Source organism: Streptomyces camponoticapitis (assembly GCF_014646115.1).
Taxonomy (GTDB): domain Bacteria; phylum Actinomycetota; class Actinomycetes; order Streptomycetales; family Streptomycetaceae; genus Streptomyces; species Streptomyces camponoticapitis.
In genome coordinates this window covers 82878-106697 of record NZ_BMMV01000025.1, presented here as the reverse complement: position 1 = coordinate 106697, position 23820 = coordinate 82878, and the positions used below count along the sequence as shown (strand labels likewise).

Here is a 23820-nt window from a genome sequence, read left to right as displayed (position 1 = left end):
TCGAGCAGATCCGCCCCGACCGGGGACGGTCCGCAGCCTGCCTCAGAAGATCAACGGCACCGTGCCTTTCACGAAAGTCGCATTCTTTTGCACGATCCTCTTAGCGATGGGCGATTGCCGCGGCTTTTATGCTGTAATCGTGACATGTCTCTGGACGAGCTCCGCGCCCTGATGGATCGGCATGCCCGTCCCGATCTGACCACGGCGATCGACGGTGTTCGGATCTGCAAGGTCGACCACGCCGCCGGGCCGGAGTCCTCGATGTCCGGGACGGTGCTGGCGGTGATCGCCCAGGGTGGGAAGCGTCTGGCGTCGGGTGACCGCTTCCATGACTACCGGGCCGGCCAGTATCTCGTCGCCTCGGTCGACGTTCCGGCGACCGGACATGTCATGGACACTGGTTCCGACAGCCCCACGCTCGGCTTCGGGATGACTCTCGAACCTGCCGTCATCGCGGACCTGCTGCTGCAGGCCGGCCCGGGGGATCTGCCAAGGTCTCCCAGCTCAGCGCGACCGGGGATCGCGGTGAGCGACGCCCCCGGCGAACTCATCGACGCCGTCGTGCGGCTGCTGCGCCTGCTCGATCGTCCACGGGATCGGAAGGTACTCACCCCGCTGTACCAGCGCGAGATCCTCTGGCAGCTGATGACCGGGGAACAGGGTGATGCTGTCCGCCAACTCGGTGTGGCCGACAGCAGTCTCACGCACGTCAGGCGCGCCGTGCAGTGGATCCGGGACAACTACACCCAGCCGTTCCGCGTCGAGGAGGTGGCGCGGCTCTCGGGGATGAGTGTCTCCGCCTTCCACCGGAACTTCCAGGCGGTGACGGCGATGAGCCCGATCCAGTTCCAGAAGAACATCCGGCTGCAGTCCGCGAGACTGCTCCTGGCCAACCATCCGAACGACGTCACCGGTGTCGGTCTGCGTGTCGGGTACGAGAGTCTGTCCCAGTTCAGCCGTGAGTACCGGCGCCAGTTCGGCGCCCCGCCCAGCGTCGACGCTGCGCGCTTGCTCGGCGAAACGAAGCCTGCTGCGGCGCTGCCGTGAATTCCCTCCGCGAAAGAGGATTGGGCAAAGACGCGAGAGGATCTTGCTAGCCCCTGCTCCGCGCCTGCTGATTTGCTGAACGTAATGGAAATTTCCATGCATTCCAAGCAGGCCAACCCATGGCATGGGAGGCGGAACGACGCAGTCGTCCACGCCCTCGACATCGGGCCGGCTCTTCCGCGGCCGAACGCACCATCGACATCACCACGACGGGCAGGCGCAGTGGCGCCCCCCGTCGCATCGAGGTCTGGTTCCACCACATCGACGGCCGCTGGTATCTGAGGCGGAACCAGCCCCAGATCGCGGCGCGGGTCGCGACGCCAGAACCTTGATGAGTGGCTCGCGAGCAGCCCTCTGGTCGAGATCGTGCTCGACGACGAGCAGTCGCGGACGCGGCCGTAGCCGCATCGCCGCCCACCGAAAAGCTCCACGCTCCAAGGGAGAGAAACATGAAGTACCGCACGCTGGGCCGGACGGGAATCCAGGTCAGCCCCTACGCCCTGGGCGCCATGATGTTCGGGGCGATGGGAAACCCCGACCATGACGACTCGATCCGGATCATCCACAGGGCCCTGGACGCGGGAATCAACTTCGTCGACACCGCCGACGTGTACTCCAACGGCGAGTCGGAGATCATCGTCGGCAAGGCGCTCAAGGGCCGCCGCGACGACGTCGTGCTCGCCAGCAAGGTGCACTACCCGATGGGCGCCGACCCCAATCACCGGGGCAATTCACGACGCTGGATCGTCACATCGGTCGAGAACTCCCTGCGCCGCCTGCAGACCGATCACCTCGACCTCTACCAGGTGCACCGCCCCGACCCGACGGTGGACGTGGAGGAGACCCTGTCGGCGCTGACGGACCTGGTACGCAGCGGCAAGGTGCGCACGATCGGCGCATCCACCTTTCCGGCGTCGGACATCGTCGAGGCGCAGTGGGTCGCCGAACGGCGCGGCCTGGAGCGTTTCCGTACCGAGCAGCCGCCGTATTCGATCATCAACCGGAGCATCGAGCACGAGGTGCTGCCAGTCGCCCAGCGCTACGGGATGGGCACGCTGGTCTGGAGCCCGCTCGGCCAGGGTCTGCTCACCGGCCGCTACCGCAAGGGCAAGCAGGCCGTCACCCACCGCGGCGGCACCATGCCGCAGCACTTCGGCGACGAGCGCAAGCTCGACGTGGTCGAACAGCTGATCCCGCTCGCCGAGAAAGCGGGACTGCCGATGACCCACCTCGCGATGGCCTTCGCGATAGCCCACCCCGCCGTCACTTCGGCGCTCGTCGGGCCACGCACCATGGAGCAACTCGACGACCTCCTGGCCGGCGCCGACGTCACCCTGGACGACGAGATCCTTGACCGGATCGACGAGATCGCCCCGCCCGGAACCGACGCCGGCCCCAACGATGTCGCCTACACCCCACAGGCCGTCACCGACGCGAGCCTGCGCCGGCGACCGGTCACCCAGCGCTCCGCAGCCTGAACGACCGCATCATCGGGAGGCCGACCGGTCGGCGCACGATCTGACGCTTGGCCGGCATCTGCGGGGCGCCGGGTCGGGCACGTGACCGAGCACTTCGACGAGTACGTGGACACGCCGCGGGTGGCAGTGGCTGCTGGTGGAGGGCGACCGATCCGCGGCCGGGCAGGAGCGCATCGTCACCACCGCCTCGTGCCGGGTCGCACCGCTGGAGACCGCCGTGCACCCCTCGGGTGCGGGTAGTTGGGCACGGATCGAGCTGTCGAGCTCGTCCATGGTCCGCCGGTACGGCGTGGTCGAGGTCGACGCCGTGCCGATGGGCCAGGAACGTCGCCGGTCGGCCGCATGGATCGTCCGCGCGGTCCAGATCCGGCACGAGAGGGCAACTGTTCGGGGCCGGTAGGTGTCTAGGGGGTACAGGTGGCCGTTCTCCTGAAAGACACATTCCGTTCAGCACTTTCCCGACAGAGGACTCCGTCAATGCCGACCTCGCCGTACCCGCGCCGCGTCTCCCGTTCCGCCGTCGCCACCCTCGGTGCCGCAGGGCTTGTCGCGCTGGGCGCCGCTCCCGCTGCCGTGGGCGACGAGGCGCCGCCCTCCCTGGCCCTCGCAGACATCAAGCCGATCACCGGAGTGACACCGGGGAGCCCGGTCGACCTGCCGATCACCGTGGTGAACAACGGCAGCACGACCGTCGAGAAGGTGTGGATCAAGTACACCGCCACCCGGGGTCTCGCCTTCCCGGAGGTTCCCTCCAACTGCCAGAAGCAGTACGTCGGTGCGTACGACGAGATGCCCGAGCGGTGGATCGCGATCTGCGCGTTCGACGAGGCGGTGAAGCCGGGCGTCGCCTACACGCCCCAGAAGCCGTTCGCCGTCAAGGCGGAGAAGCACGCCTTCGACGACGAGATGTGGGTGACCGTCACGGATTACGAGCCGTCACCGGACGAGAACAGCACCCCGTCTCCGGGCACCGCACCGGAGATCGAACTGATCGAGTCGCCGACCGGGGGTACGGGGTCCGCGGACCGGTTCAGGGTGCCCGTCTCGTCGGTCAACACGGCCGACTACGAGGTGACGGGCGCGGCGTTGCGGGGGAAGCCCGGCGACACGGTGACGATGAAGGCGACTTTCACCAACACCGGCCCTGGCTGGGTCTGGTCGAAGCCGGGGACGCCGTGGACTTCCGTCCTGGTCACACCCCCCGCCGGAACGTCGGTCGTCAAGCCCGACTTCTACTGCAAGGCCAAGGGCAAGGTGTATGACTGCGGCCTCACGACCCGCCCTCAGGAACACCTGGAGACGGCGACCTTCACCTTCAAGTTGAAGATCGACAAGAAGGTGGCGGGCGCCAAGGGCTCGGTGGCGTTGAGCAACAGGAAGCTGCCGTTCGACCCCGACAGGACCAACGACACGGCCCCCATCACGCTGGAGGTCACCGGCGGGGAGGGGGGCACGACGGGCGGCCAGGACGGTGGCTCAGGCTCGACCGGCGGCTCGACCGGCGGATCAAGCGGCGGCTCCACGGGCTCGACGGGTTCCACGGGCTCGTCTGGCTCGACGGGCGGGCCGTCGTCGGCCGGCGGCGCCGGTACGGCCACGACCGGCGGCAACCTCGCGACGACCGGCTCCTCCTCCGCCCCACTCCCGATCGCGGGCGTGGCCGCCGCAGCGGTCGTCATGGGCGCGGGCACCGTCCTCGTCGTACGCCGTCGCCGGGCGCGGCACGACAGCTGACCGACTGACGACACGCGGCCCCGCCCCCTGCGGCTCCCGACCCTCCCCGCGCCGGCGGGGAGGGTCGGCTCCGCCTCCTCCACGCCGCCATCAGGACGCAAGAGCGCACTGGGAGCCGGCTGGGACTTCCGGCCACACGAAAAGCACGCACCGCCGACTCGGCAGGACATACCCGAGGCCCTTCACCATTCGCATCCCACCTGATCGCGTTCTGGCGGCACCCGGCATGATCACCGCCCCGGTGACAGGATCCGATTACTGCTCGGTAAGTCGGTAAAGGGTCGGCAAGTGGTTGATCAGACCGGTCGCAGGTGCCAACACCCTGCGACCGCGACCTCCACCAAGAGAGCACCCAACAGCGGGCAACCGTGCCCCCTCGCCAGTCTGGCGAGGGGGCACGGTGAAGGCTGCGCGGCGGGCCCGGATCGTCCGGCATATCTTGCCGTACACTCTGTACGACAAGATGTATGGCAAGGTGTGGTGAGGCACTGCGGGGCCGACGCTCCCAGCTCGGCGGCCATGAGTGCGGCGCGCCCGGACGTGGTAATCCGGGCGGCCCTGTCCGCCGACTTCACCTGGGCGGGACCGCTCTGACAGAGGGTCTGGCGGCGCCGCCCCTCCGGGCGTGCGACCGGTGCCGAATGGCGCCGCGGAGCGGGTCTCCTCCGTTGCAGTCGATGCAAGGACCCCACCCCACTCGATCGAGAAGGAAACAACGCGTGTCACTCGTATCAACACCCTTCGAGCCCAGGGCCACCGCTGCGGATGTCCTGGCCGGCGTGGACCTGACCGGAAAGCGCATGATCGTCACGGGCGGCGCCTCCGGGCTGGGCGCGGAGACGGTCCGGGCTCTTGCCGGGGCCGGTGCCCGGGTCACGGTCGCCACTCGCAACGCGGCCCACGCGAAGGCTCTCGTCGAGGAGTTCGCCGGCGTCGACGTCGCGACGCTCGACCTCGCCGACCTGGCCTCGGTGCGTACGTTCTGTGCGGGGTGGGAAGGCCCCGTGGACGCGATCGTCGCCAACGCGGGCGTCATGGCCCTGCCCACGCACCAGAAGAACCAGCAGGGCTGGGAGCTCCAGCTCGCGACCAACTTCCTTGGCCACTTCGCCCTGATCACCGGCCTGCGGCCCGCCCTCCAGGCTGCCGGGCGGGCGCGCGTTGTCATGGTCAGTTCCGGCGCCCACCTCATGGGCGGCTTCGATTTCGACGATCCCCACTTCGCGCGACGCCCCTACGACCCGTTCGCGGCGTACGCCCAGTCCAAGACGGCGGACGTCCTGCTCGCCGTCGGGGTCAGCCGCAGGTGGGCGGACGACGGGATACGCGCCAACGCCTGCGCCCCCGGCTTCATCCACACCAACCTGTCACGCCACATCCCCGTTGAGACCATGCAGGCCATGGGCGCCATGGACACCGACGGGCATCTGATCACGCCCGACTACTTCAAGACACCGGAACAAGGGGCGGCCACCTCCGTGCTGCTGGCCGCATCGCCCCTGCTGGAGGGGGTGACCGGACGCTACTTCGAGGACAACAAGGAGCTGGCGGTCGTGCCAGGAGGCCCGGGCGTCACGACGGGTGTGGCCGAGTGGGCCGTGGACCCCGCGGCAGCGGATCGCCTCTGGGACCACGCGTTTCCCGTGGTGAACGAGGCGCTGCCGGACGTGGGTTCGAGGTAACCTCGCTCCTCCTCCCGGACAAGCGTCCCCGCACGGAATGTACGTGCGGCCCGTCGGCGCCGGTGCGAACGGGCCCCGCCGGGTGAGCGGGACTCGGCGACGCGCTCCGGACCTCCGTCGTACCCGCTCCTTCCCCGCTCGTTCGGCTGCCCTGACGGTGAGCTCTCCCGCATAGGTTCACAAACGAGGACACCAACACGGTGAGCCTCCGGTAAGTGCGCGCGCGGCACCGGCAATTCAGTTCACCGCACGGTGGGGGAGGTGTGCCAAGTCGGGTCGGCGCCGCTCTCGGCGACGCCGCACCTGCCCCTACAAGGAGATGGGATCGCCATGCAGTCCGTCCTGGAAACCGCCGTCGACCGAGTCGTCGGCGTACTGGAGACGACCATCGACGCCACAGGCGTCATATTCCACCGCACACCCGCCACCGCGAGAGCGCGGATGGCCGACGACTACTTCGATCTCATGAGCGCGGTGCCGTCGGGCGTACGCCTTGAGGCCCTCACCGACACCCCCGTGCTGGAGTTCGACGTCGAGCTCACACGCGATCTGCTTCCCCACATGACGTCCCCCGGGAGCACGTTCGACCTCGTGGTCGACGGGGTGCTCCAGGACCCGGTGCGCGCGGCGGAGAACCTCGTCATCGTGGATCCCGCCACCCTCGAGATGGAGTTCCGTCCCGCCGGGCCAGCCACTGTGCGCTTCGAGCTCGGCGAGGGGGTCGCCGAGCGGCGGGTCGAGATCTGGTTTCCCGCGTCGTCGATGCTCAAGCTGCTCGACGTGCGGGTCGCCACCGGGACGTCACTGCGACCGGCACCTGCCGGTGCCCCGCTCTGGGTGCACCACGGCAGTTCGATCAGCCAGTGTTCGCAGGCCGACCGCCCCACGGAGACGTGGCCGGCGACGGTCGCCCGCGAGACCGGCAGGTCTCTGCTGAACCTCGCCATCGGCGGCCACTGTCAGCTCGACCAGTTCATGGCCCGTACCATTCGCGACCTGCCCGCGAGCGCGATCAGCCTCGAACTCGGCACGAACGTCGTCAACTTCGACACCATGCGCGAACGCACCTTCGCCTCGGCGTTCCATGGTTTCCTCGACACGGTGCGTGACGGCCATCCCAACACGCCCATCGCGATCGTGACGCCAATCATCTGCCCGGTCGCCGAGCAGCGGCCCGGGCCGACGCTCTTCAGCACGGATTACCAGGTGCGTACCGTCGAGCGTCCCTCGGAGCTCGCTGCCGGAGCTCTGAGTCTGACGCGTGTGCGCGAAGTGCTCGTACGAGAGGTCGACGTCCGCGTCAAGGAGGGCGACACCAAGCTCAGTGTGATCGATGGACTCTCGCTCTTCGGGCCGGGCGACATCCAGGACATGACGGACGGCCTGCACCCCAACGCCGCCGGCTACCGGAAGATGGCCGCACGCTTCCTGGCCCTCGCCGGGCCCCACGGCCCGCTCGGCTGAGGTGAGGCGGGGCCGCGAGCCGGTCGGGCAGCGCGGCGCCCGCCCCCATGTGGAGGCGGGCGCCATGAACGCTCCTGGCGGCCACCTGAGTCACTCGAAAACCACATCGTCGATGTCTATCGAGACGACGAGCGGATCGGGCATGACACCGCCGTCCTCACCGATGAGGTGGACGCGCCGTTGTGTCGGAACGACGATGCCTCCGAACTCCCGATGTCCGGAGCTGTAATGAGCGGCAGGCCCCGCACCGAGTACCTCGGACGTGTAGTCGTGTCGCCTGACGAGGCCCTCGCGGTCGAAGTAGAACGTCTGCCGCTTGCCGTGCGTGGCGATGCTGTCCGGGAACTCCACGCTCAGCCGCCGCCACGTCTGACCGTCCTCCTGCCACGGGGACAGTTCCTCGGTCCGGAAGCCGGGCATGGTGAAGGAGAACGGCGCGGTGAAGTAGGTCCACATCGCGTAACCGGCGAAGTAGGCCAGGTGCAGCCTGTCCCACGGTGTTGTGAGTGTGTGGCCTTCGAAGGCCGCCCGGGGGCGCAGCCGCTCCTCGACGACCTCGTTGGCGTCGTTCTCGACCGCCACCCGCTCCGGGGTGAAGACCGTATGCAGATCGGCGTCTCCGAAGGGGTAGTGGCTTGCGTACTCCCGGTGGAGTGCGACGCGAACCCTGGTGTCATCGAGTGGCCCACCCTGCTGCTTGAGCGACCAGAGCACCCCTCCGACCTTCAGGTGGGCGCTGACCGAGGTGTAGGTCTTCCATCGGTCCAAGCCACCGTGTGCGGCCACCGCGACGTCTACGAGATCCATGAGTTCCCTCTCCATCCAGGTCCCGCGGGCCCCCTGTGGAGCCCCGGGAGCACTCTAAGACGACTGGTCATATTTAAGCCGGCTGCGTCGCGTCGGGGAGTGAAGCGGGGAGGAGTGCCGTCGGGCGGACCGCGCAGGGCGAGGCGGTTCCGGACCTTCGCTGTTGCCCGTCGAATGCCTGGTGCCTAGCCTGGAAGGGAGTCAGTTGAGTGACTGTCCTCAGGCGCCGGGCACGAGAGGCATCATCACCGCCCTCGATCGCCGTGTGGCCCTAGAGCGGACTGCGGGGCGCCCTGACCGTATCGTGGAGGTCCACGTGCTCCCCACACATCACAAAATGGCGACTGTCGGTGGTCAAAGCGTGTTCTATCGTGAGGCCGGCCCCAGTGACGCTCCAGTCATCGTCCTTTTGCATGGGTTTCCGACAAGTTCACACATGTTTCGGCACCTGATACCGGAATTGGCTGATCAATACCACGTGATCGCGCCCGACCACGTCGGTTACGGTCGGTCCTCGATGCCCACGGTCGATGAGTTCTCCTACACCTTCGACCACCTGGCCGAGATCACCGCGGGGTTGCTCGACGGCCTGGGCATCCGCCGTTTCTCGATCTACGTGCACGACTACGGCGCGCCGATCGGCTGGCGGTTGGCAATGGATTCTTCCTTCGAGGTCACCGCGATCATCACCCAGAGCGGAAACGCTTACATGGATGGATTCGCGCAGCCGTTCTGGGACGATCTGTTCGCCTACGCTTCCTCGCCGGGACCGGATACGGAACCTGGCGCACGTGCGAAGCTCACGCCTGAAACGACGCGTTGGCAGTATGAGAACGGTGTCGAGGACGTGAGCCTGGTGAGCCAGGACGGATGGAACCACGACCAGCAACTGCTGGACCGACCCGGGAACGACGAGGTGCAGTTGGCGCTGTTCCGGGACTATCCGACCAACGTCGACGGATACCCCGCGCTCCAGGAGTACTTCCGTTCAAGCCAGGTGCCCCTGCTCGCCGTCTGGGGAGAGGGTGACGACATCTTCGCCCCTGACGGTGCCCGGGCGTTCGCGCGTGATCTCCCCGACGCGGACATCCATCTGCTGCCCACAACGGGTCACTTCGCGCTGGAGACGCACGTCTCCGCTGTCAGCGGATACATGCACGGCTTTCTGGGACGCCTGGCCGCGTGAGATCGCGGGCCGGCGAACCGCCGGGCGATCTCGACCTACTGCCGGCGCGGTGACGCGCCGGAAGTGCTCACCCGTCGCGAACAACCCGCGCCGGGGACGTCGTTCGGGGCGGTCGGCGGCGATTTCGTCGCGCCGGCCGCGAGGCACCGGACGAATGTCCCCGGGCTCACAGTTTGGGCTTGCCCATGGATCGCGCGAACGCTTCCCAGCAGCCGGACCCGCGAACGCGGCTCGGCTTGTCCGCCGACGAGGTTCTCACCACGACCCGCGCGGTACGCCGTCGGCTGGATCTGCAACGAGCGGTGCCGCGAGACGTGGTGGACGACTGCGTCCGCATCGCCCTTCAGGCGCCCAGCGGCCGCAACAGGCAGCGTTGGGACTTCGTCTTTGTCGAGGACCGGAAGACGAAGGCGGCCGTGGCGGAGGTGTGGCGGCGAGGTCTGGCCGCTCCCGCGACCCCCGGCGTGGTGGGTCCGGAACCCACCCGCATGGACTTCGGGTCATCGGACTGGGGGCGTATCGCCGGCAGCCTCGATCACCTTGCCCGTCATCTCCATGAGGTCCCGCTGATCCTGATTCCCTGTGTGCGCGTGGCCGACCGGGCGGAACTCGACGCGGTCCGTGGTCAGGCCGGGGCCTGGGGCTCCGTCATCCCCGCCTTCTGGAGCTTCATGCTCGCGGCCCGTGAACGAGGTCTTGGCACCGCCTGGACCACGAGCCATCTCAGCTACGAGCGTGAGATGGCGGAGGTGCTCGGTATCCCGTACGACGAGGTGGTCCAGGTGGCCCTCACGCCGGTCGCCTACACGATCGGGACGGACTTCAAGCAGGGCCCCCGGGCGGACGCCGAGCAGTTCTCCCACTGGGATCGCTGGTAGGCGAACGGACGGGCGGGTCCGGAACGACAGCCGGCGCCTCGACACCTCAAGGTCACCGGTCCGTGGTCAGCGGTCCGTCGCGGAAGGGCGCCGGTTGTATGCGCCGTACCACCAGATGGAGGCCAGCTCCAGGGCGAAGGCCGCGTCGCCGCTCTGGTCCACCTTGCCGATGTGGTGGGCGATCGCCTGCTCCCCGCCCCAGACGATGATCCGCCCGGCCGAGATCGGATCCATGCGGTTGTCCGTCATTCCCTTTTCCTGGCGCCGTCTCAGGTCGGTGACGACCCTTTCCTCGAATTCTTCCAGATCGGTTGTGTAAAAGTTGTGCACCGAAGTGTCGTACGCGGCGGTCTCGCTGATGGCCGACAGTACCGAGAAATGCTTTCGATGCCTCGCGATCGCTTCTTCGAGGATTTTGGTGATGCCCCGAAGGCCGTCCGGTGATTCCACCGCGTCCCATATGTCGAGGGCATCGGAAGTTGCCTCGTCGAAGAATCTCTTGTTGAGCTCCCTCCCGAGCCGGGACAAGAGATCAGACTTGTCCCGGAAGTGCGCGTAGAAGGTCGAACGGGCAATCTGCGCCTCGACGATGATCTTTTGCACGCTGATTTCGGTGTATTTCATTCCACTGTCGAGCAACTTCCTGACCGCCTCGAAGACGGCGGACTCCACTTTTGCCCGGTTCTCTTCGGAATCGGAGGGTGAGCGAGTAATGGACGGCATTCGACAATCCTAGACGATTTCCGGTCCGCTGTTTCCCTGAAATGAAACAGCGAGACAGCGGCACTGGGTGGGGTGGCTTTCAACCGCTGGCGGTCCAATATGATATCAGGGGAATCCATGGGGCCCGGGAAGCAGTCGCAATTCGGTGGCGGGGCTTTCACGGCCCGACCGTCAGGCGTCAGTTCGCGCGTACCGCCCCTGGCGACGGCCGTGCCTCCTCGGCGACGGGCGCCGCGTGCTAAGGTCCGCGGCATAAGACGATTGGTCATATTGCCGGAGGTGGGTGATCCCGGTGGGCAGAAGAAGCATGCGCGAGGAGATCGTCGAGGCGGCGGTCGAGCAGTTCCACACGTACGGCTTCAACGGGGCCGGCGTCAAGGACATCACCGACCGTGCCGGTGTGCCGAAGGGTTCGTTCTACAACCACTTCGAGAGCAAGGAAGCGCTGGCCGTGGTCGCCCTGGAGCGCTACGGAGCGAGCCGCCGGCTGAGCGAGCTCACCGACGCGGACGTCGATCCGCTCCTACGGCTGCGCAGGCACTTCGAGTTCCTCCGTGACGAGAACACCGGACGGGATTACGCACGCGGCTGTCTCATCGGCGGCTTCGGCACGGAGATGGCCGACCACAGCAGTGCCATCCGCGAGGCGGTGCGTTCGGGCCTGGACGGCTGGACCGGGGCGCTGGCCGTACCGATCGCCCAGGCCCAGCAGTCGGGTCAGATCAAGACGGTCCTGGACGCGGCCATCCTCGCCCGGTTCATTCTCAACGCCTGGGAGGGAACGCTCGTCTCCGGCCGCTCGGACCGGTCGGAGAAGTCGTACCAGGTCTTCTTCGACGCGGTGTTCGGCACTCTGCTGGTCTGACGCCGCGCCGGCCCCCGAGGCGGTCATGTGCCTACGGGCCGCCGCGGAGGGACGATCCGGACCGGGCGGCCGATCACCTGAAGAGGCAGGGCTACGTCTCTCCCCGGGTGCGTCGGGCGCATGCGGTGACCATGGCGGGGAGGTCGCCGGTGCCGGCCAGCAGTTCGTGCTGGATCCGGGCGCCGCTGCCGGTTTTCAGGAGCGTGGCCAGCGCTTCCTGTGCCGGGATTATGTCGTTGCTGTCCTCCAGCGCGTCCCGTACGTGTTCGAACAACGCCCGCAGCACCGCCTCGGCGGGGGCGGGCTCCATGGTGAGCGGGTGGATCAGCTGGTCCTCCAGGCCCGATCGGGCGGCTCGCCAGGAGGCGAGCCGCAGCAGCTCGACCCGGTGCCTCGGGGGCGGTTCCCCGGCCTTCCACTGCCGTGCGGCCGTCTCCACCAGCGCGCGGACCAGGGTCGCCACGAGCACGGTGGTGGAGGAGTCCAGGCAGACGTCGGCGACCCGGATCTCGACCGTGGGATACGAGTGGGAGAGCCGGGCGTCGAAGTAGATCATTCCCTCGTCGAGCAGGGCGCCGGTCCCGATCATCTCCCGTACCTGCCGGTGATAGCGGTCCGCCGAACCGAAGATCTCCACGGGCCCCGCCGACGGCCACCTTCCCCAGACCCGGCTGCGGTAACTGCTGTACTTGCTGTCCTTCCCCTGCCAGAAAGGCGAGTTCGAGCTCATCGCGAGCAGCACGGCCATCCAGGGGCGGATCCGGTCGAGGACCGCGACACCCTCCTCGTCGGACTCGACCGACACATGCACGTGGCAGCCGCAGGTGAGCTGCTCCTGGGTGGTCAGCCCGAAGTGCTCCGCCAGCCACCTGTGCCTTCTGCCGAAGCCGATCGAGGGACTCACGGGGAGCGGCGAGGTCGCCAGCGCGGCGACCGTCGCCCCCAGCTGTTCGGCGTGCCGGGCGGCCTCGGCCCGGCAGCGGTCTATCTCTTCCGCGAGTTCACCCATGTCGGTACGGGGCTGGGTGGCGAACTCCAGCTGCTGCCGGTGGAGTTCGGCCTCGAACACCTCGTCCTGTCCGTCGGCCTCGCGCGAGGCGGCCGCCAGAACCGCTGTCGCCAGCGCCCGGGGCTCGCCGCTTTCCGCGTCCACGAGGAGGAGCTCCTCCTCCACACCCACACTCCGCACCATCACTGCCCTTCTACGACCGATCACCGAGAGTCCGGCGGGCCCGGAGAGCCCGCGCACGTCTCGGAGAGTCTGTTGGGGGGTCGCACTCCGTAGACCGCACTGGTCCTGCGAGTGCCCCGTGCCGACGACTTGAAGCCCGCCGGGGAGCCGCTCCTCCCGCCGAATCCGTGGCGCTCCGCACGAGTACGCCCTGAGCGGCGCCGGGAGGGGGAGGCGGCGGCAGGACTATGATTTTCCCGGCCCTCGATTCCTGACCCGAGTGGGCGGTCAAAACTCTGGAGGCTTACCGGGTGGGGAGGTTGGGGCATGACCGAGAGCGGCATCTCGTCGGCGCCCGCGAAGTTCACCCACTCCGCTCTCCTCTACCGGGAGCCCGGTCAGTACGTGTCGGCGGTGAGCGACTTCGTCCGGGCCGCGATCAAGGGGAACGCGCCGGTGTTCGTCGCGGTGCCGGGGGCACGCCTCGACGCCCTGCGACAGAGCCTCGGGCGGGATCTTCCCCCCGACAGCTGCGCCGACATGGGCGAGCTCGGCCGTAATCCGGGGCGGATACTGTCGGCGCTGCTGAGTTTCGCCGAACGGCACCGAGGCCGCTCCGTGCATGTGGTGCAGGAGCTGTTGTGGCCCGGCCGCTCGGAGGCGGAAACGCTGGAAGCCGTCCGCCACGAGGCACTGACGAACACCGCTTTCGCCGGTACCCCTGCCGGCTTCCTCTGTCCGTACGACCTCGGGGCGCTGTCCCCGGCCGTGGTGGACCGGGTTCGCCGTACGCACCCGTCGCTGGTCATGGACGGAGTCGTCCGCCCCAGCGACACCTATACCGATCCGCTCACCGTCAGCGCCGAGTGCGACCGCCCGCTGCCGGAGCCCTCCGTCGTGGTGCCCGCCCTCGTCTTCGGCGCGGGACAGACCGCCCGGGCCCGGGAGTACACCGAGAGCTGGGCGCGGGGCACCGCGCTCAGCGCCGTCCGCCGGGGGGATCTGGTGCTGGCGGTCGGCGAGGCCATCGCCAATTCCGTCGCGTACGGGGGTGGCAGGGGCACCCTGCGGATCTGGACCGCGGACGGCGGGACGGTCGTCGCCGAGATCAAGGACGGCGGGCGGCTCCTGGACCCCCTCGCCGGACGGCGCCGCCCGCATCCCGCGTCGGCGGAGGGGGGCCGGGGCCTGTGGATGATGCATCAGCTGTGCGACCTCGTTGAGATCCGGTCGGCCGAGACCGGTCTCACGCTGCGCCTGCACGTGGCCCTCGACACCCCGGCAGGCTCCGGGCCCCAATGGCCCGGCCCCGGTGGACCGGTGCCTGTTGACTTCCGCATCTAGTGCAGATTCACTAGGGGAAATCTGGTGTCCGCGTACTAGTCCGGGGTCGGGATGCAGCAGCTGACGGCAACACGCCCCTCCGGCGAGGGGCCTCGGGAAACCCCGTGGTGCGGTCGCGCACGGCCTTTGGGCCAGATGCGGCCCGGGCGCCCATGACTCCGCGAGCGTTCGAGTCGCGTACCGCCGTCCATCGGAGCTCGGCCAGGGTCACCCTCGTCGGTGAACTCGACCTCGACACGACCCCCCAGCTCTCCGAGGCGGTTGCCGCGTGCCTGGCGGAGCAGCCGAAGAGCCTCTGCCTCGACCTCACCGGGGTCGCTTTCTGCGACTGCGCGGGCCTCAACGCACTGCTCACGGCGAGGATGTCCGTTCTTCAGGCGGGTGCCGAGTTCATCGTGGAGGGCATCGGACCGCAGCCGGCGCGGCTGCTGGCCCTGGCCGGCGCCGCCGACATCCTGCCCGACGCCAGAATCCGGCAGGCACGGCAGCACCCGGCCACCGCCCGACGGGAGCCGCTGTCGCCGACCACCCGCCTCTGGTCCCCCCTGGGATGATCGTGCGCGCCGCCACCACCGAGGATGTTCTGATGCCTTCATCATCGCCGCCCACTCGGCCGGTCCGGGTTCTGCTGGTCGAGGACCACGACATGGTGGCCGAGGCGATTTGTCTCGCCCTGGAACGCTCGCCGGCTCTGGAGATCGTGGGACGTTCGGCATCGGTGGCGTCCGCGCTGGTGGAGGCCGACCGGCACAAGCCGGACGTCGTACTGATGGACCGGCGGCTGCCGGACGGCGACGGCATCTCGGCCATCGCCCCTCTGGAAGAGGTCGTGCCTGGCGTGCGGGTCCTCATCCTGGCGGGCGAGGGTTCGGCGTCAGTGGCGGCGCGGGTGGCGGAGGAGGGCGGTGCCGGGCTGATCCTGAAGGCGAACGGGCTGGGTGAGCTGGAGGACGCGGTGTACCGGGTGGCGGCGGGTGAGGTGGTGTACAGCAAGGAAGTGCTCGGCGACGTGCTGGGCCGGCTGACCGGCCGCGTGCCGGGGGTCGGCGCCAAACTGACTCCCCGGGAGCGGGAGACCCTGGATCTGCTGGGAGAGGGCCTCAGCACCGCGGCGATCAGCGGTCGGCTGGGGGTCGCCCTCAACACGGTGCGCAACCACGTCCAGCGCGTACTGGTGAAGCTCGGAGCGCGCTCCCAGCTGGAGGCCGTGACGATCGCGCGACGTGAGGGGCTGCTCAAGTGACGCCGGAGCCGGCGCTCGGCGACATGGAGCGCAAGCACTCGCCCCCTCTGTCGGAGGCGGCGTTCACGCTGCTGGTCCAAGGGGTGCTGGACTACGGGATCTTCATGCTCGATCCGCAGGGATACGTGGTCAGCTGGAACGCGGGCGCGGAACGGATCAAGGGCTATACGGCCGACGAGATCGTAGGACGGCATTTCTCGACCTTCTATCCCCCCGAGGACAAGTCGGCGGGCAAGCCGCAGTGGGAGCTGGAGACAGCGATCGCCGAAGGCAGGCTGGAGGACGAGGGGTGGCGGATCCGCAGCGACGGCTCCAGGTTCTGGGCGAACGTCGTCATCACCGCGCTGTGGGACGACGAGGGCGTGCTGCGGGGTTTCGGCAAGGTCACCCGTGACATGTCGGAGCGACGGGCCGCGCAGGAGGCACTGAGTGAGCGCCGCCGTCTCTTCGATCACCTCGTCCAGGCCCAGGAGACGGAGCGGCGCCGTATCGCGTGGGACGTCCACGACGACTCCATCCAGGTGATGGTCGCCGTGGGAATGCGCCTGCAACTGCTGCAAGGGCGGGTGCCGGAGGAGTCTGCCACCGAACTGGCCCGGCTGGACGCCTCGGTACGCGAGGCGATCAGCAGCCTCCGTAATCTGACCTTCCGGCTGCACCCGCCCGGAATCGACCGGCACGGCCTCGTCGAGGCTCTCTCCAACCACCTTGATGACGTGGTGGGACCCTGGGGCCTGGCGTTCTCCTTCAGACACCGGCTCGACCGCGAGCCCACCCCCGAAACCTCCATCACCATCTTCCGTATCGTTCAGGAGGCACTGCTGAACGTGCGCAAACACGCGCGGGGGAGCGCGGTCACGCTTGAGGTGGAGTCGGTCGACCGGGGGATCCTGACACGTCTTGTGGACGACGGCATCGGCGAACCGCTGTCCTCGAACGCCGTACACGACCATTTCGGCATCATCGAGATGCGGGAGCGGGCGCAGACGGCGGGAGGATGGTGGTCCATGCACAGCGAGCCCGGTACCGGGACGACGGTCGAGTTCTGGGTCCCGAGTCCGGAGCCGGTCGAGGCGCCGACCGAGGAACCGCGGTGACCACCGACGTGTCGGAGGGCTCCACGGCCCCGCCCCTCGGCGTGATCCTCTGCGACGACAACAGGATCCTCGTCGAAGCGCTGGGCGAGGTGGTGCGGGCCCAGCCCGACCTGGAGGTCCTGGGCACGGCGTCGGACGCCGATGAGGCGCTTCGGCTCGTACGCCGGTACAAGCCGGACCTCGTCGTCCTGGACGTCCGCTTTCCCGGCGGCGGTCACCTCGTTGCCCAGGAGATCCGGAGAACCTCGCCCGCCACCCGGGTGCTCGCGTTCTCCGCGTACGACGACAGCGGCTCCGTGGAGCAGATGAGGAACGCCGGCGTCGGCCAGTACGTGGTCAAAGGAGTGACCAACGCCGAGTTCCTCGCGGCCCTGCGCGGGCTGGGCGCCGCTCTCTCCGGCCCGCCGGCGTGACCGGACGGCTGCTTCACCAGGGGCGGGTGACGGTGTTGGTGTCCAGGGTCACGGTGCCGTCGATGGCCAGGACCTGACCGTTGACCGTCGCGCCGGTGTTCACGGTGATCGACGTCTGGGCCAGGACCCTTCCCGCGAAGTCGGTGTCCGTGCCGAGGGTGGCCGAACTTCCGATCGACCAGATGACGTTGCGGGCCGTGGCGCCATTGATGAGGAGCACCTGGCTCGCCGTCGCCGTCGTCAGGGTCGATCCGATCTGGAAGATCCAGTCGGCGTTGCGGTCACCCTGGGCGTCCAGCGTGAGCGTGCCGGTGATCCCGATGGAGGCGGCGGCGTTGAAGACGCCGGGCGGCAGGGTCTGGCCGCCGATGTCTCCGATGATCCCGGCGTCCGGGATCCGGCCGACGGCGTCGTTGTACGTCGCGACCAGGTCGGCATGGCCCGCGACGGCGGTGGCATCCGAGTTGTGGATACTCCCGTTGACCTGGCCGGGCGGGAATCCGGTGATGGACACCCCCGGACTCACTCCGAGGTCTCCGGTGACGATCGAGAGACCGGTGTTGGTGACCGATGCTCCGCCCAGGACCGCGAAGAGTCCCAGATAGGTGTAGGCGTCCGTGGCGGTGGTGGTGCCGCCGAGGGTGGTGACGGAGACGTCGGCCGGGCCGAGGTCTCCGGCCGGCAGTACGGCGTCGATCTCGGTGTCGGAGGCGATCCTGAAGGCGAGGGCGGGTATGCCGTCGAAGGTGACTCCGGTGGTGTAGGAGAACGCGGTCCCGGTGATGACGACGAGATTGCCGCCGTCGACCGGTCCCGAGTCGAGGGTGACGGCGGTGACGGACGGCGCGGCGAGATAGGTATAGGTGACGCCGCTGGCGACTCCGCCCCTGGTGGTGACGGTGATCCCTACCGGACCCGGGGCTGCCGCCGCTGGGACGGTCACGGTGAGCCGGCCGTCCGACCCGACCGTGAACACGGCGCTCTGCGTACCGAATCTGACCTCGCTCGTGGTGTGGAGGCCCTGACCGGTGAGGATCACCGTATTGCCGCCTCCCAGAGGCCCCGCGGGGGGCGGGTCGATGAGGAAGGAGGGCGGCGGAAGGTAGAAGAAGGTGCCCACGATCCCCGTTCCGCCGGCCGTGGTGACGGAGACCGGGACGGCGCTGTGACCGGAGGGTGTGATCGTCTCCGTGGTGGTGTCGCTGACGACCGTGAAGCTCCTGGCCGGGCGGGAGCCGTAGCGCACGGCGGTGGTGCCGGTGAAGTGGGTGCCGGTGAGGGTGACGGCGTCGCCCCCGCCGGTGGATCCCTGGTTCGGTGAGACTGGCATCGGGGCTCCCTGGAACCGTCGCCGACGGACAGGCCTGTCTCGATGGAGCCCCGGCCCCTCCTTGGACGACACAGTGGTGCGAACACACCAAGTAGCCCACCGGTACCACTCAGGGTCAATGGCCAGGGGCCCCATCCGCCCCGCAGTGGAGTGCGTTCAGCGCTTCGCGTCGGGGCTGGAGCACCGGCGTACCACCGGCGGACCCAACGGCGCCGGCGCACGGTTCCGGCGCGTCTCGGCGCGCGGGTGTCGCGGGTGGAGCGGGCGACGCGGGCGGTCGCTGAGGTGCGACGCGGCCCTGATCCGAGTCAGAGACCGTTCGGTGGTTCCCGCCGGTGAACCGGCGGGAACCACTGGCGCAGCGGCCTAGGTCGTGTCTTCAAAGTCCCGCCTGGCCCGCGACGCCTGGCACGGCACCTCGCCGCGTTGTCGGACTCGTCCGAGTACGCCCAGTACGAGGACGATCCTCCGCCTTGCGATGCACCGCACCAGCCGCCGCGGGCCCCGCCCTGCGGGCGGACGGCGCTACTTTGAAGACACGCCCTAGCGGCGGCCGAGCGTGCGGTCGACGGCCTTGATCAGTTCGCCGTCGGGGGTGTCCCCGTCCAGTGACCAGAACATCGCCCCGCCGAGCCCCTTGGCGCGGACGTACGCCGACTTGGTGCGCAGCACCTGCGGGTCGTCGTAGGTCCACATCGTCGTGCCGTCGAAGAGCCAGGCGTGGCCGTTCCTGACGTCGCGGTGCACGGTGTACGTTCCCGAGTCCGCGAGCTTCTTCAGCGCCTTGTAGTCCTCGTTGCCGTTCGCCCAGGTGCCCGGGGCGGGGCCGGTCGCGGGCTGGCCCATGCCGTTGCCGCCGCCCGAGACCCCGGTCCAGCCCTGCCCGTAGAAGGGCATGCCGACCACGAGCTTGCGCGCCGGCGCGCCGCGCCGCAGCCAGTCGTTGACCGTCTGGCTGACGCTGAAGTCGTCAGGCTTGGCGAAGAGCGCGGACTGCTGGGCGGTCGTGGGCTCCCAGGTGCCGTGGAAGTCGTATCCCTGGAGGTTCACGAAGTCGAAGTCCCGCATGATCTTCGAGACTTCGAAACCCGCGTCGATCTTGGCCGGGGCGGTCGGGACGAAAGCGGTCAGCTCGTAGTGCTTGCGCTTCTCGTGCCCCTTCCGGGACTTGGCGTAATCGTCGAGCTGCTTGCGGAACTCCCGTACGAGCGCGGTGAAGTTCTGCTTGTCCTCGGGGCGGAAGACGGTACCGACGTCGCCGGCCGAGCCGGGCCACTCCCAGTCGAGGTCGATTCCGTCGAAGAGGCCGGCCGCGGATCCGGCGCCGCCGCGAGTGCCGTCGACCGGCAGATTGCCCTTGATGTAGAGGTCGATGCAGGAGGAGACCAGCGCCTTGCGGGAGGCGGGAGTGAGGGCCGCGTCCGAGAAGTTCTTCGACCAGCTCCAACCGCCCAACGAGATAAGGACCTTGAGACCGCGATGCTTGGCCTTCAGCTCACGCAGCTGATTGAAGTTGCCGGCGAGGCGCTGGTCGTCGGTGTCGGCCACGCCGTCGACGGAGCCGGCCGCGTCCAGCGGGCGCCCGTAGTCCGCCCAGGCGTCGGACTCTCCCGGGGTGTTGCCGGTGAAGCACTTCCCTTCGGGGCTCACGTTCCCGAAGGCGTAGTTGATATGGGTCAGCCTGGCCGCCGCCCCACTGGTGTCCATGTCCTTGACCTGGTAGTTCCGCCCGTAGACACCCCACTGGGCGAAGTAGCCGACCCGCTTGTACGAGGCCTTCGAGCCGTGCGAGGCGTTCGAGCCGTGCTTGTCGCCGTGCGAGGCGGAGTCGGCGCCCGCGGAGGGGGCGAGGGTGGCCACAAGGCCGAGGGAGAGGGCGGCGATGGTCAGCCGGGAAAGGTTCTTTCGAGGCATGAGGCTCGTTTCCTGTGCGTGTGCCGGAAGGGAGCGGTGATCTGCGGTGCGCACAGGAACGTATTGGTCTGGACCATTAACGTCAAGATATACGGCGGTTCTACCGAGGGTAAGTGTTCTTACGGAACCAAATCGCCACTCCGGGCGATAAGTTGCCCACCGGCCACGAGGAGGCGCCGGCTCGGCCCGCCACATCTCGTCGGCGTCGGGTGGTCACGCGCCGGGTGCCGGTTGCCAAGAACGTGGGACCACGCCGGCGTCTCTCAGATCCGACCACAGCTGGTCGGGGATCGGACGTGCGAGAAGGCCGGCCGACTCCTCGATCTCCTCCGGTGAGCGGGCGCCCACGACCGCCGCGGTCACGGCGGGGTGCCCGAAGGGGAATTGCAGGGCGGCGGCCTTCGGGGGGACTCCGTGGCGTGCGCACACCTCATGGACGGTTCGCAGCCTGGCCGCCGTCGCGGGTTCGAGATTCTCGTGTCCGTGCGGCGCGCCAGGACCCGGGTCCCCGAGCGCGCCAGGACCGGGGCCGGCGAGCAGTCCGCCTTGCAGGACTCCGGCGGCCAGCACCGCCACTCCGCGCTCCTGGCACAGCGGCAGCATGTCACTGAGACCCGACTGATCGAGAAGCGACCACCGCCCGGCCAGCATCACGCAGTCGGGGCCGGGCTCGGGGGCCTCGCGGAGAAAGCGCGCGGCGACGTCGGCGTGGTTCACCCCGAGGGATACGGCCCGGATGACACCGGCCCGGCGCAGGTCGTCCAGAGCGCGGTACGCGTCGCCGACGGCGCCGAGGAAGTCCTGCTCGGGATCGTGGATGTGGAGCACGTCGACACTGTCCAGGCCCAGCCGCTTCAGGCTCTCCTCAAGGGACCGGATCACCCCCTCGTAGGAGTAGTCCAGGCGCGGTCCGAGGCCCTGGGGCGGGTCGGCCCAGATCGGCTGGGTGTCCGGGCCGCCCGGTTCGATGAGCCGCCCCACCTTGGTGCACAGCACATAGGTGTCGCGCGGCTCGTCGCGCAGGGCGGTGCCGGCACGGGTTTCGGAGAGCCCGTAGCCGTATACGGGCGCGGTGTCGAAGAGCCGTATCCCGAGCTCCCGAGCGCGGCGAACGGTGCTCAGGGCCTGTCGCCGCGGCACGGATCGGAACAGGCCCCCGATGGAGGCCAGCCCCAGGCCGAGCCGGCTGACCGTCAGGCCGGTCCGGCCGAGGGCGACCGAGTCGTCAGCGCGCATGGAACTCCTCACCGGTCAGTACGGTCCGCGCGGGCCGAGCCCCGCGGAGAGGGGCCCCTCGGTGGGAGATCAGCCGTACATGCCAACCATCGCCCGTCTCAAGGCGATTCGCCCCCGATATCGCGAGATTCGTCGGCCGCCCTGCCTCGACCGGCGATCCCCGGCGCTCTGACGGCCGCGTCCAGGCTCCGCACCGTCATGCCGCTGCACCGGCGCCGTACGAGCGGGCCCCTGGCTTCCTGCGGGCCGTCAGACCCGCCAACCTCCCGCCTCGGCCGTGGACTTGGCGAATTCGGCGAAGGACCGCGGTGGCCGGCCGAGGGCGCGCTGTACGCCGTCGGAGACGTACGCGTCAGTGCCCTCCCTGAGAGGTTCGATGACGTCCGCGAAGGCTTCGGCGTCCGCAGGTGAGAGTCCCTGCCGCACGAGTTCCGCGACGTACCCCTCGACGGAGAGCGGCACATAGCGGATGGCACGGCCGGAGGCCTCGGAGATCGTGGCGACCGCCTCGGTGGGCGTCACCGCCCGGGGTCCGGACAACTCGTAGATCCGACCGGCGTGTTGGTCCTCCGTCAGCGCGGCGACCACCACCGCCGCGATGTCCTCGGCGTCCACGAAGCTGGCAGCCCCGTCGCCGGCGGGCAGCCGCAGTTCACCGGCGCGGACGGCATCGGCGAAGAAGCCCTCGCTGAAGTTCTGAGCGAACCAGCCCGGCCTGCTGATCGTCCACTCCAGACCGCTCTCCCGCACCGCGGCCTCGCTGTCGAGGATGCCTTCGAGAACGCCACCGCTGTCCTTGGCGTAATCCGGATTGTCGATCCCGCGCCCCGACGCCAGCACGATCCGCCGCACCCCGTGCCGTACCGCCCGCTCGACGAACGGGCGAACGAGCTTCGTCCCGTCCAACTGCACGATGTAGGCGGCCCGTACGCCCTCCAGGGCGGCATCCCAGGTGCCGCTGTCGGTCCAGTCGAAGATGTGCTCGCCGCCACGGGCCGCCGCACGGACCGGCAGCCCCCTGGCGCGCAGTTGGCCGACAACGCGACGGCCGGACTTCCCGGTTGCTCCGGTGACAAGAATTGGATGTTCAGACATGACTTCAGTCAACCGGCCGAAGCTGAGACGATCCATGGCCCGAAAGCTCCACTTGATGTCCGGGCGTCTACGCTGAGGGCATGGACGCGGTGTCGGAACTCCTGGAAGACGTACGGGCGCGGGGCGCCGTCTTCCGCCGGACGATCATGCGACCGCCCTGGGCCCTGCGGATGGCCAGTGGCGCCCCGCTGACGCTGGCCACGATGGTGCGCGGCCGGGCCTGGATCGTTCCCGGCGAGGGCGAGCCGGTGGCCATCGGCGTCGGCGACATCGCCGTCGTCCGCGGAGACGCGCCCTATGTGGTCGCCGACCACCCGGCGACCACCCCCACATGGGTGGTGACCAGCGCCGACTACTGTCCGGGCGCGAAGGGCGTCGAGCGTGCCTCCGGGGCCGCCCGGACCTGCGGACCGCCGGCCGAGGAGGCCGCCGTGCTTGTCAGCGGGGCCTACGAGCGCCGGGGAGAGCTCAGCGAACGACTCCTGCGGGCCCTGCCCGACGTGCTGGTGGTGCCGGCCGGGGAAAGCCCCCACCCGTCGGTGGAGATGCTGGCCGAGGAGATCGCCGGGAACCGACCGGGGCAGCAGTTGGTCCTGGACCGGATGCTGGATCTGGTGCTGGTCTCCGCGCTGCGCGGCTGGTTCGACGCCCCGGGGACCGGTGCCCCGGCCTGGTGCCGCGCACTGGACGACCCGGTCGTGGGTACGGCGCTGAGGCTGCTGCACGACACACCCGCCCGGCCGTGGACGGTGGCGGACCTGGCAGCCGAAGTGGGGCTGTCGCGGGCGGCGTTCGCCCGGAGGTTCACCGCACTGGTGGGCGAGCCGCCGATGGCGTACCTCGCGGACTGGCGGATCACCTTGGCCGCGGACCTGCTGCGGGAGACCGACCACACGGTGGGCACGATCGCGAGGAAGGTGGGATACGCCAACGCCTTCGCTCTGAGCGTGGCCTTCAAGCGGCTGCGCGGCACGCGCCCCAGTGATCACCGGACCTCGGAATCGGCGCGGTGGCGGGCCGGATGAGGCCCGCGGATCCGTTCCCGGTGACCACCGGGGGCCGGGCCGACAGGTCGTACTCGACCCTGGGCGAAGCGGTTCGCCGACCTGGTCG

22 protein-coding genes are annotated in these 23820 nt (G+C 69.0%); 15 read left to right on the top strand and 7 right to left on the bottom strand.

The window, feature by feature from the left end:
- Positions 1–144 precede the first annotated feature (144 nt).
- The 6 genes from IEY79_RS30255 (at position 145) to IEY79_RS30230 (ending at position 7405) form a co-directional block, all read left to right on the top strand.
- The gene (locus IEY79_RS30255) at positions 145–1047 is read left to right on the top strand and encodes an AraC family transcriptional regulator (protein ID WP_189110822.1); all 903 of its coding nucleotides are present in this window, start codon (positions 145–147) and stop codon (positions 1045–1047) included.
- A gap of 449 nt (positions 1048–1496) precedes the next feature.
- Positions 1497–2525 (top strand): aldo/keto reductase, encoded by a 1029-nt coding sequence (locus tag IEY79_RS30250; protein WP_189110821.1) that lies wholly within the window; start codon positions 1497–1499, stop codon positions 2523–2525.
- A 136-nt stretch (positions 2526–2661) separates the two neighbouring features.
- Entirely contained in the window at positions 2662–2925 is a 264-nt protein-coding gene (locus IEY79_RS30245) for a hypothetical protein (protein ID WP_189110820.1), read from the top strand.
- A gap of 77 nt (positions 2926–3002) precedes the next feature.
- Entirely contained in the window at positions 3003–4259 is a 1257-nt protein-coding gene (locus IEY79_RS30240; RefSeq protein WP_189110819.1) for an LAETG motif-containing sortase-dependent surface protein, read from the top strand.
- A gap of 719 nt (positions 4260–4978) precedes the next feature.
- Entirely contained in the window at positions 4979–5941 is a 963-nt protein-coding gene (locus IEY79_RS30235; protein WP_229701241.1) for an SDR family NAD(P)-dependent oxidoreductase, read from the top strand.
- A gap of 330 nt (positions 5942–6271) precedes the next feature.
- Positions 6272–7405, top strand: a complete 1134-nt coding sequence (locus IEY79_RS30230; protein WP_189110818.1) for an SGNH/GDSL hydrolase family protein — start codon at positions 6272–6274, stop codon at positions 7403–7405.
- 90 nt (positions 7406–7495) lie between these two features.
- Here the strand turns inward: IEY79_RS30230 and IEY79_RS30225 are convergent, their stop codons facing one another.
- Complete coding sequence (locus IEY79_RS30225) at positions 7496–8212, bottom strand: hypothetical protein (protein WP_189110817.1); 717 nt, start codon at positions 8210–8212, stop codon at positions 7496–7498.
- A gap of 337 nt (positions 8213–8549) precedes the next feature.
- Between IEY79_RS30225 and IEY79_RS30220 the strand changes: the two genes are divergently transcribed.
- Positions 8550–9398, top strand: coding sequence for an alpha/beta fold hydrolase (locus tag IEY79_RS30220; RefSeq protein WP_189110816.1), 849 nt, complete (start codon positions 8550–8552; stop codon positions 9396–9398).
- 185 nt (positions 9399–9583) lie between these two features.
- The gene (locus tag IEY79_RS30215; protein ID WP_189110839.1) at positions 9584–10276 is read left to right on the top strand and encodes a nitroreductase family protein; all 693 of its coding nucleotides are present in this window, start codon (positions 9584–9586) and stop codon (positions 10274–10276) included.
- Positions 10277–10342: 66 nt separating this feature from the next.
- Here the strand turns inward: IEY79_RS30215 and IEY79_RS30210 are convergent, their stop codons facing one another.
- Positions 10343–10999 (bottom strand): TetR/AcrR family transcriptional regulator, encoded by a 657-nt coding sequence (locus tag IEY79_RS30210; protein WP_189110815.1) that lies wholly within the window; start codon positions 10997–10999, stop codon positions 10343–10345.
- Between the two features lie 292 nt (positions 11000–11291).
- On the opposite strand from IEY79_RS30210, the gene IEY79_RS30205 reads away from it, so the two are divergent.
- Positions 11292–11864, top strand: coding sequence for a TetR/AcrR family transcriptional regulator (locus IEY79_RS30205; RefSeq protein WP_189110814.1), 573 nt, complete (start codon positions 11292–11294; stop codon positions 11862–11864).
- A gap of 91 nt (positions 11865–11955) precedes the next feature.
- Here IEY79_RS30205 and IEY79_RS30200 read toward each other — a convergent pair whose 3' ends face one another.
- Complete coding sequence (locus IEY79_RS30200) at positions 11956–13053, bottom strand: glutamate--cysteine ligase (protein ID WP_373292657.1); 1098 nt, start codon at positions 13051–13053, stop codon at positions 11956–11958.
- A gap of 309 nt (positions 13054–13362) precedes the next feature.
- Between IEY79_RS30200 and IEY79_RS30195 the strand changes: the two genes are divergently transcribed.
- The 5 genes from IEY79_RS30195 (at position 13363) to IEY79_RS30175 (ending at position 17132) form a co-directional block, all read left to right on the top strand.
- Positions 13363–14379 (top strand): anti-sigma factor RsbA family regulatory protein, encoded by a 1017-nt coding sequence (locus IEY79_RS30195; RefSeq protein ID WP_189110813.1) that lies wholly within the window; start codon positions 13363–13365, stop codon positions 14377–14379.
- Positions 14380–14531: 152 nt separating this feature from the next.
- A complete protein-coding gene (locus tag IEY79_RS30190; protein ID WP_189110812.1) occupies positions 14532–14933 on the top strand; it encodes an STAS domain-containing protein in 402 nt (133 codons plus the stop codon).
- Between the two features lie 32 nt (positions 14934–14965).
- Positions 14966–15622, top strand: coding sequence for a response regulator transcription factor (locus tag IEY79_RS30185; protein WP_189110811.1), 657 nt, complete (start codon positions 14966–14968; stop codon positions 15620–15622).
- Positions 15619–16719, top strand: coding sequence for a PAS domain-containing sensor histidine kinase (locus tag IEY79_RS30180; protein WP_229701240.1), 1101 nt, complete (start codon positions 15619–15621; stop codon positions 16717–16719). Before IEY79_RS30185 ends, IEY79_RS30180 begins: the two co-directional genes overlap by 4 nt.
- A complete protein-coding gene (locus IEY79_RS30175; protein ID WP_189110810.1) occupies positions 16716–17132 on the top strand; it encodes a response regulator in 417 nt (138 codons plus the stop codon). The genes IEY79_RS30180 and IEY79_RS30175 overlap by 4 nt, the downstream gene beginning before the upstream one ends.
- A gap of 13 nt (positions 17133–17145) precedes the next feature.
- Here IEY79_RS30175 and IEY79_RS37605 read toward each other — a convergent pair whose 3' ends face one another.
- The 4 genes from IEY79_RS37605 to IEY79_RS30155 form a co-directional block, all read right to left on the bottom strand.
- Entirely contained in the window at positions 17146–18462 is a 1317-nt protein-coding gene (locus IEY79_RS37605; protein WP_229701239.1) for an ice-binding family protein, read from the bottom strand.
- Positions 18463–19005: 543 nt separating this feature from the next.
- Positions 19006–20376 (bottom strand): glycoside hydrolase family 18 protein, encoded by a 1371-nt coding sequence (locus IEY79_RS30165; protein WP_189110809.1) that lies wholly within the window; start codon positions 20374–20376, stop codon positions 19006–19008.
- Positions 20377–20589: 213 nt separating this feature from the next.
- Entirely contained in the window at positions 20590–21612 is a 1023-nt protein-coding gene (locus IEY79_RS30160) for an aldo/keto reductase (RefSeq protein ID WP_189110808.1), read from the bottom strand.
- A 249-nt stretch (positions 21613–21861) separates the two neighbouring features.
- A complete protein-coding gene (locus IEY79_RS30155; RefSeq protein WP_189110807.1) occupies positions 21862–22707 on the bottom strand; it encodes an NAD(P)H-binding protein in 846 nt (281 codons plus the stop codon).
- A gap of 80 nt (positions 22708–22787) precedes the next feature.
- Here IEY79_RS30155 and IEY79_RS30150 point away from each other — a divergent pair, with 80 nt between their 5' ends.
- Positions 22788–23732: an AraC family transcriptional regulator gene (locus IEY79_RS30150; RefSeq protein WP_189110806.1), complete on the top strand. Its 945-nt coding sequence runs from the start codon at positions 22788–22790 to the stop codon at positions 23730–23732.
- Positions 23733–23820 lie beyond the last annotated feature (88 nt).

What these genes read in the sequence shown, in the direction of transcription:
- IEY79_RS30255 (WP_189110822.1), top strand. Translation starts at nt 145, where the DNA reads ATGTCTCTGGACGAGCTCCGCGCCCTGATGGATCGGCATGCCCGTCCC.
- IEY79_RS30250 (WP_189110821.1), top strand. Translation starts at nt 1,497, where the DNA reads ATGAAGTACCGCACGCTGGGCCGGACGGGAATCCAGGTCAGCCCCTAC.
- IEY79_RS30240 (WP_189110819.1), top strand. Translation starts at nt 3,003, where the DNA reads ATGCCGACCTCGCCGTACCCGCGCCGCGTCTCCCGTTCCGCCGTCGCC.
- IEY79_RS30230 (WP_189110818.1), top strand. Translation starts at nt 6,272, where the DNA reads ATGCAGTCCGTCCTGGAAACCGCCGTCGACCGAGTCGTCGGCGTACTG.
- IEY79_RS30225 (WP_189110817.1), bottom strand. Translation starts at nt 8,212, where the DNA reads ATGGATCTCGTAGACGTCGCGGTGGCCGCACACGGTGGCTTGGACCGA.
- IEY79_RS30220 (WP_189110816.1), top strand. Translation starts at nt 8,550, where the DNA reads ATGGCGACTGTCGGTGGTCAAAGCGTGTTCTATCGTGAGGCCGGCCCC.
- IEY79_RS30215 (WP_189110839.1), top strand. Translation starts at nt 9,584, where the DNA reads ATGGATCGCGCGAACGCTTCCCAGCAGCCGGACCCGCGAACGCGGCTC.
- IEY79_RS30210 (WP_189110815.1), bottom strand. Translation starts at nt 10,999, where the DNA reads ATGCCGTCCATTACTCGCTCACCCTCCGATTCCGAAGAGAACCGGGCA.
- IEY79_RS30195 (WP_189110813.1), top strand. Translation starts at nt 13,363, where the DNA reads ATGACCGAGAGCGGCATCTCGTCGGCGCCCGCGAAGTTCACCCACTCC.
- IEY79_RS30190 (WP_189110812.1), top strand. Translation starts at nt 14,532, where the DNA reads ATGACTCCGCGAGCGTTCGAGTCGCGTACCGCCGTCCATCGGAGCTCG.
- IEY79_RS30185 (WP_189110811.1), top strand. Translation starts at nt 14,966, where the DNA reads ATGCCTTCATCATCGCCGCCCACTCGGCCGGTCCGGGTTCTGCTGGTC.
- IEY79_RS37605 (WP_229701239.1), bottom strand. Translation starts at nt 18,462, where the DNA reads ATGCCAGTCTCACCGAACCAGGGATCCACCGGCGGGGGCGACGCCGTC.
- IEY79_RS30165 (WP_189110809.1), bottom strand. Translation starts at nt 20,376, where the DNA reads ATGCCTCGAAAGAACCTTTCCCGGCTGACCATCGCCGCCCTCTCCCTC.
- IEY79_RS30160 (WP_189110808.1), bottom strand. Translation starts at nt 21,612, where the DNA reads ATGCGCGCTGACGACTCGGTCGCCCTCGGCCGGACCGGCCTGACGGTC.
- IEY79_RS30155 (WP_189110807.1), bottom strand. Translation starts at nt 22,707, where the DNA reads ATGTCTGAACATCCAATTCTTGTCACCGGAGCAACCGGGAAGTCCGGC.
- IEY79_RS30150 (WP_189110806.1), top strand. Translation starts at nt 22,788, where the DNA reads ATGGACGCGGTGTCGGAACTCCTGGAAGACGTACGGGCGCGGGGCGCC.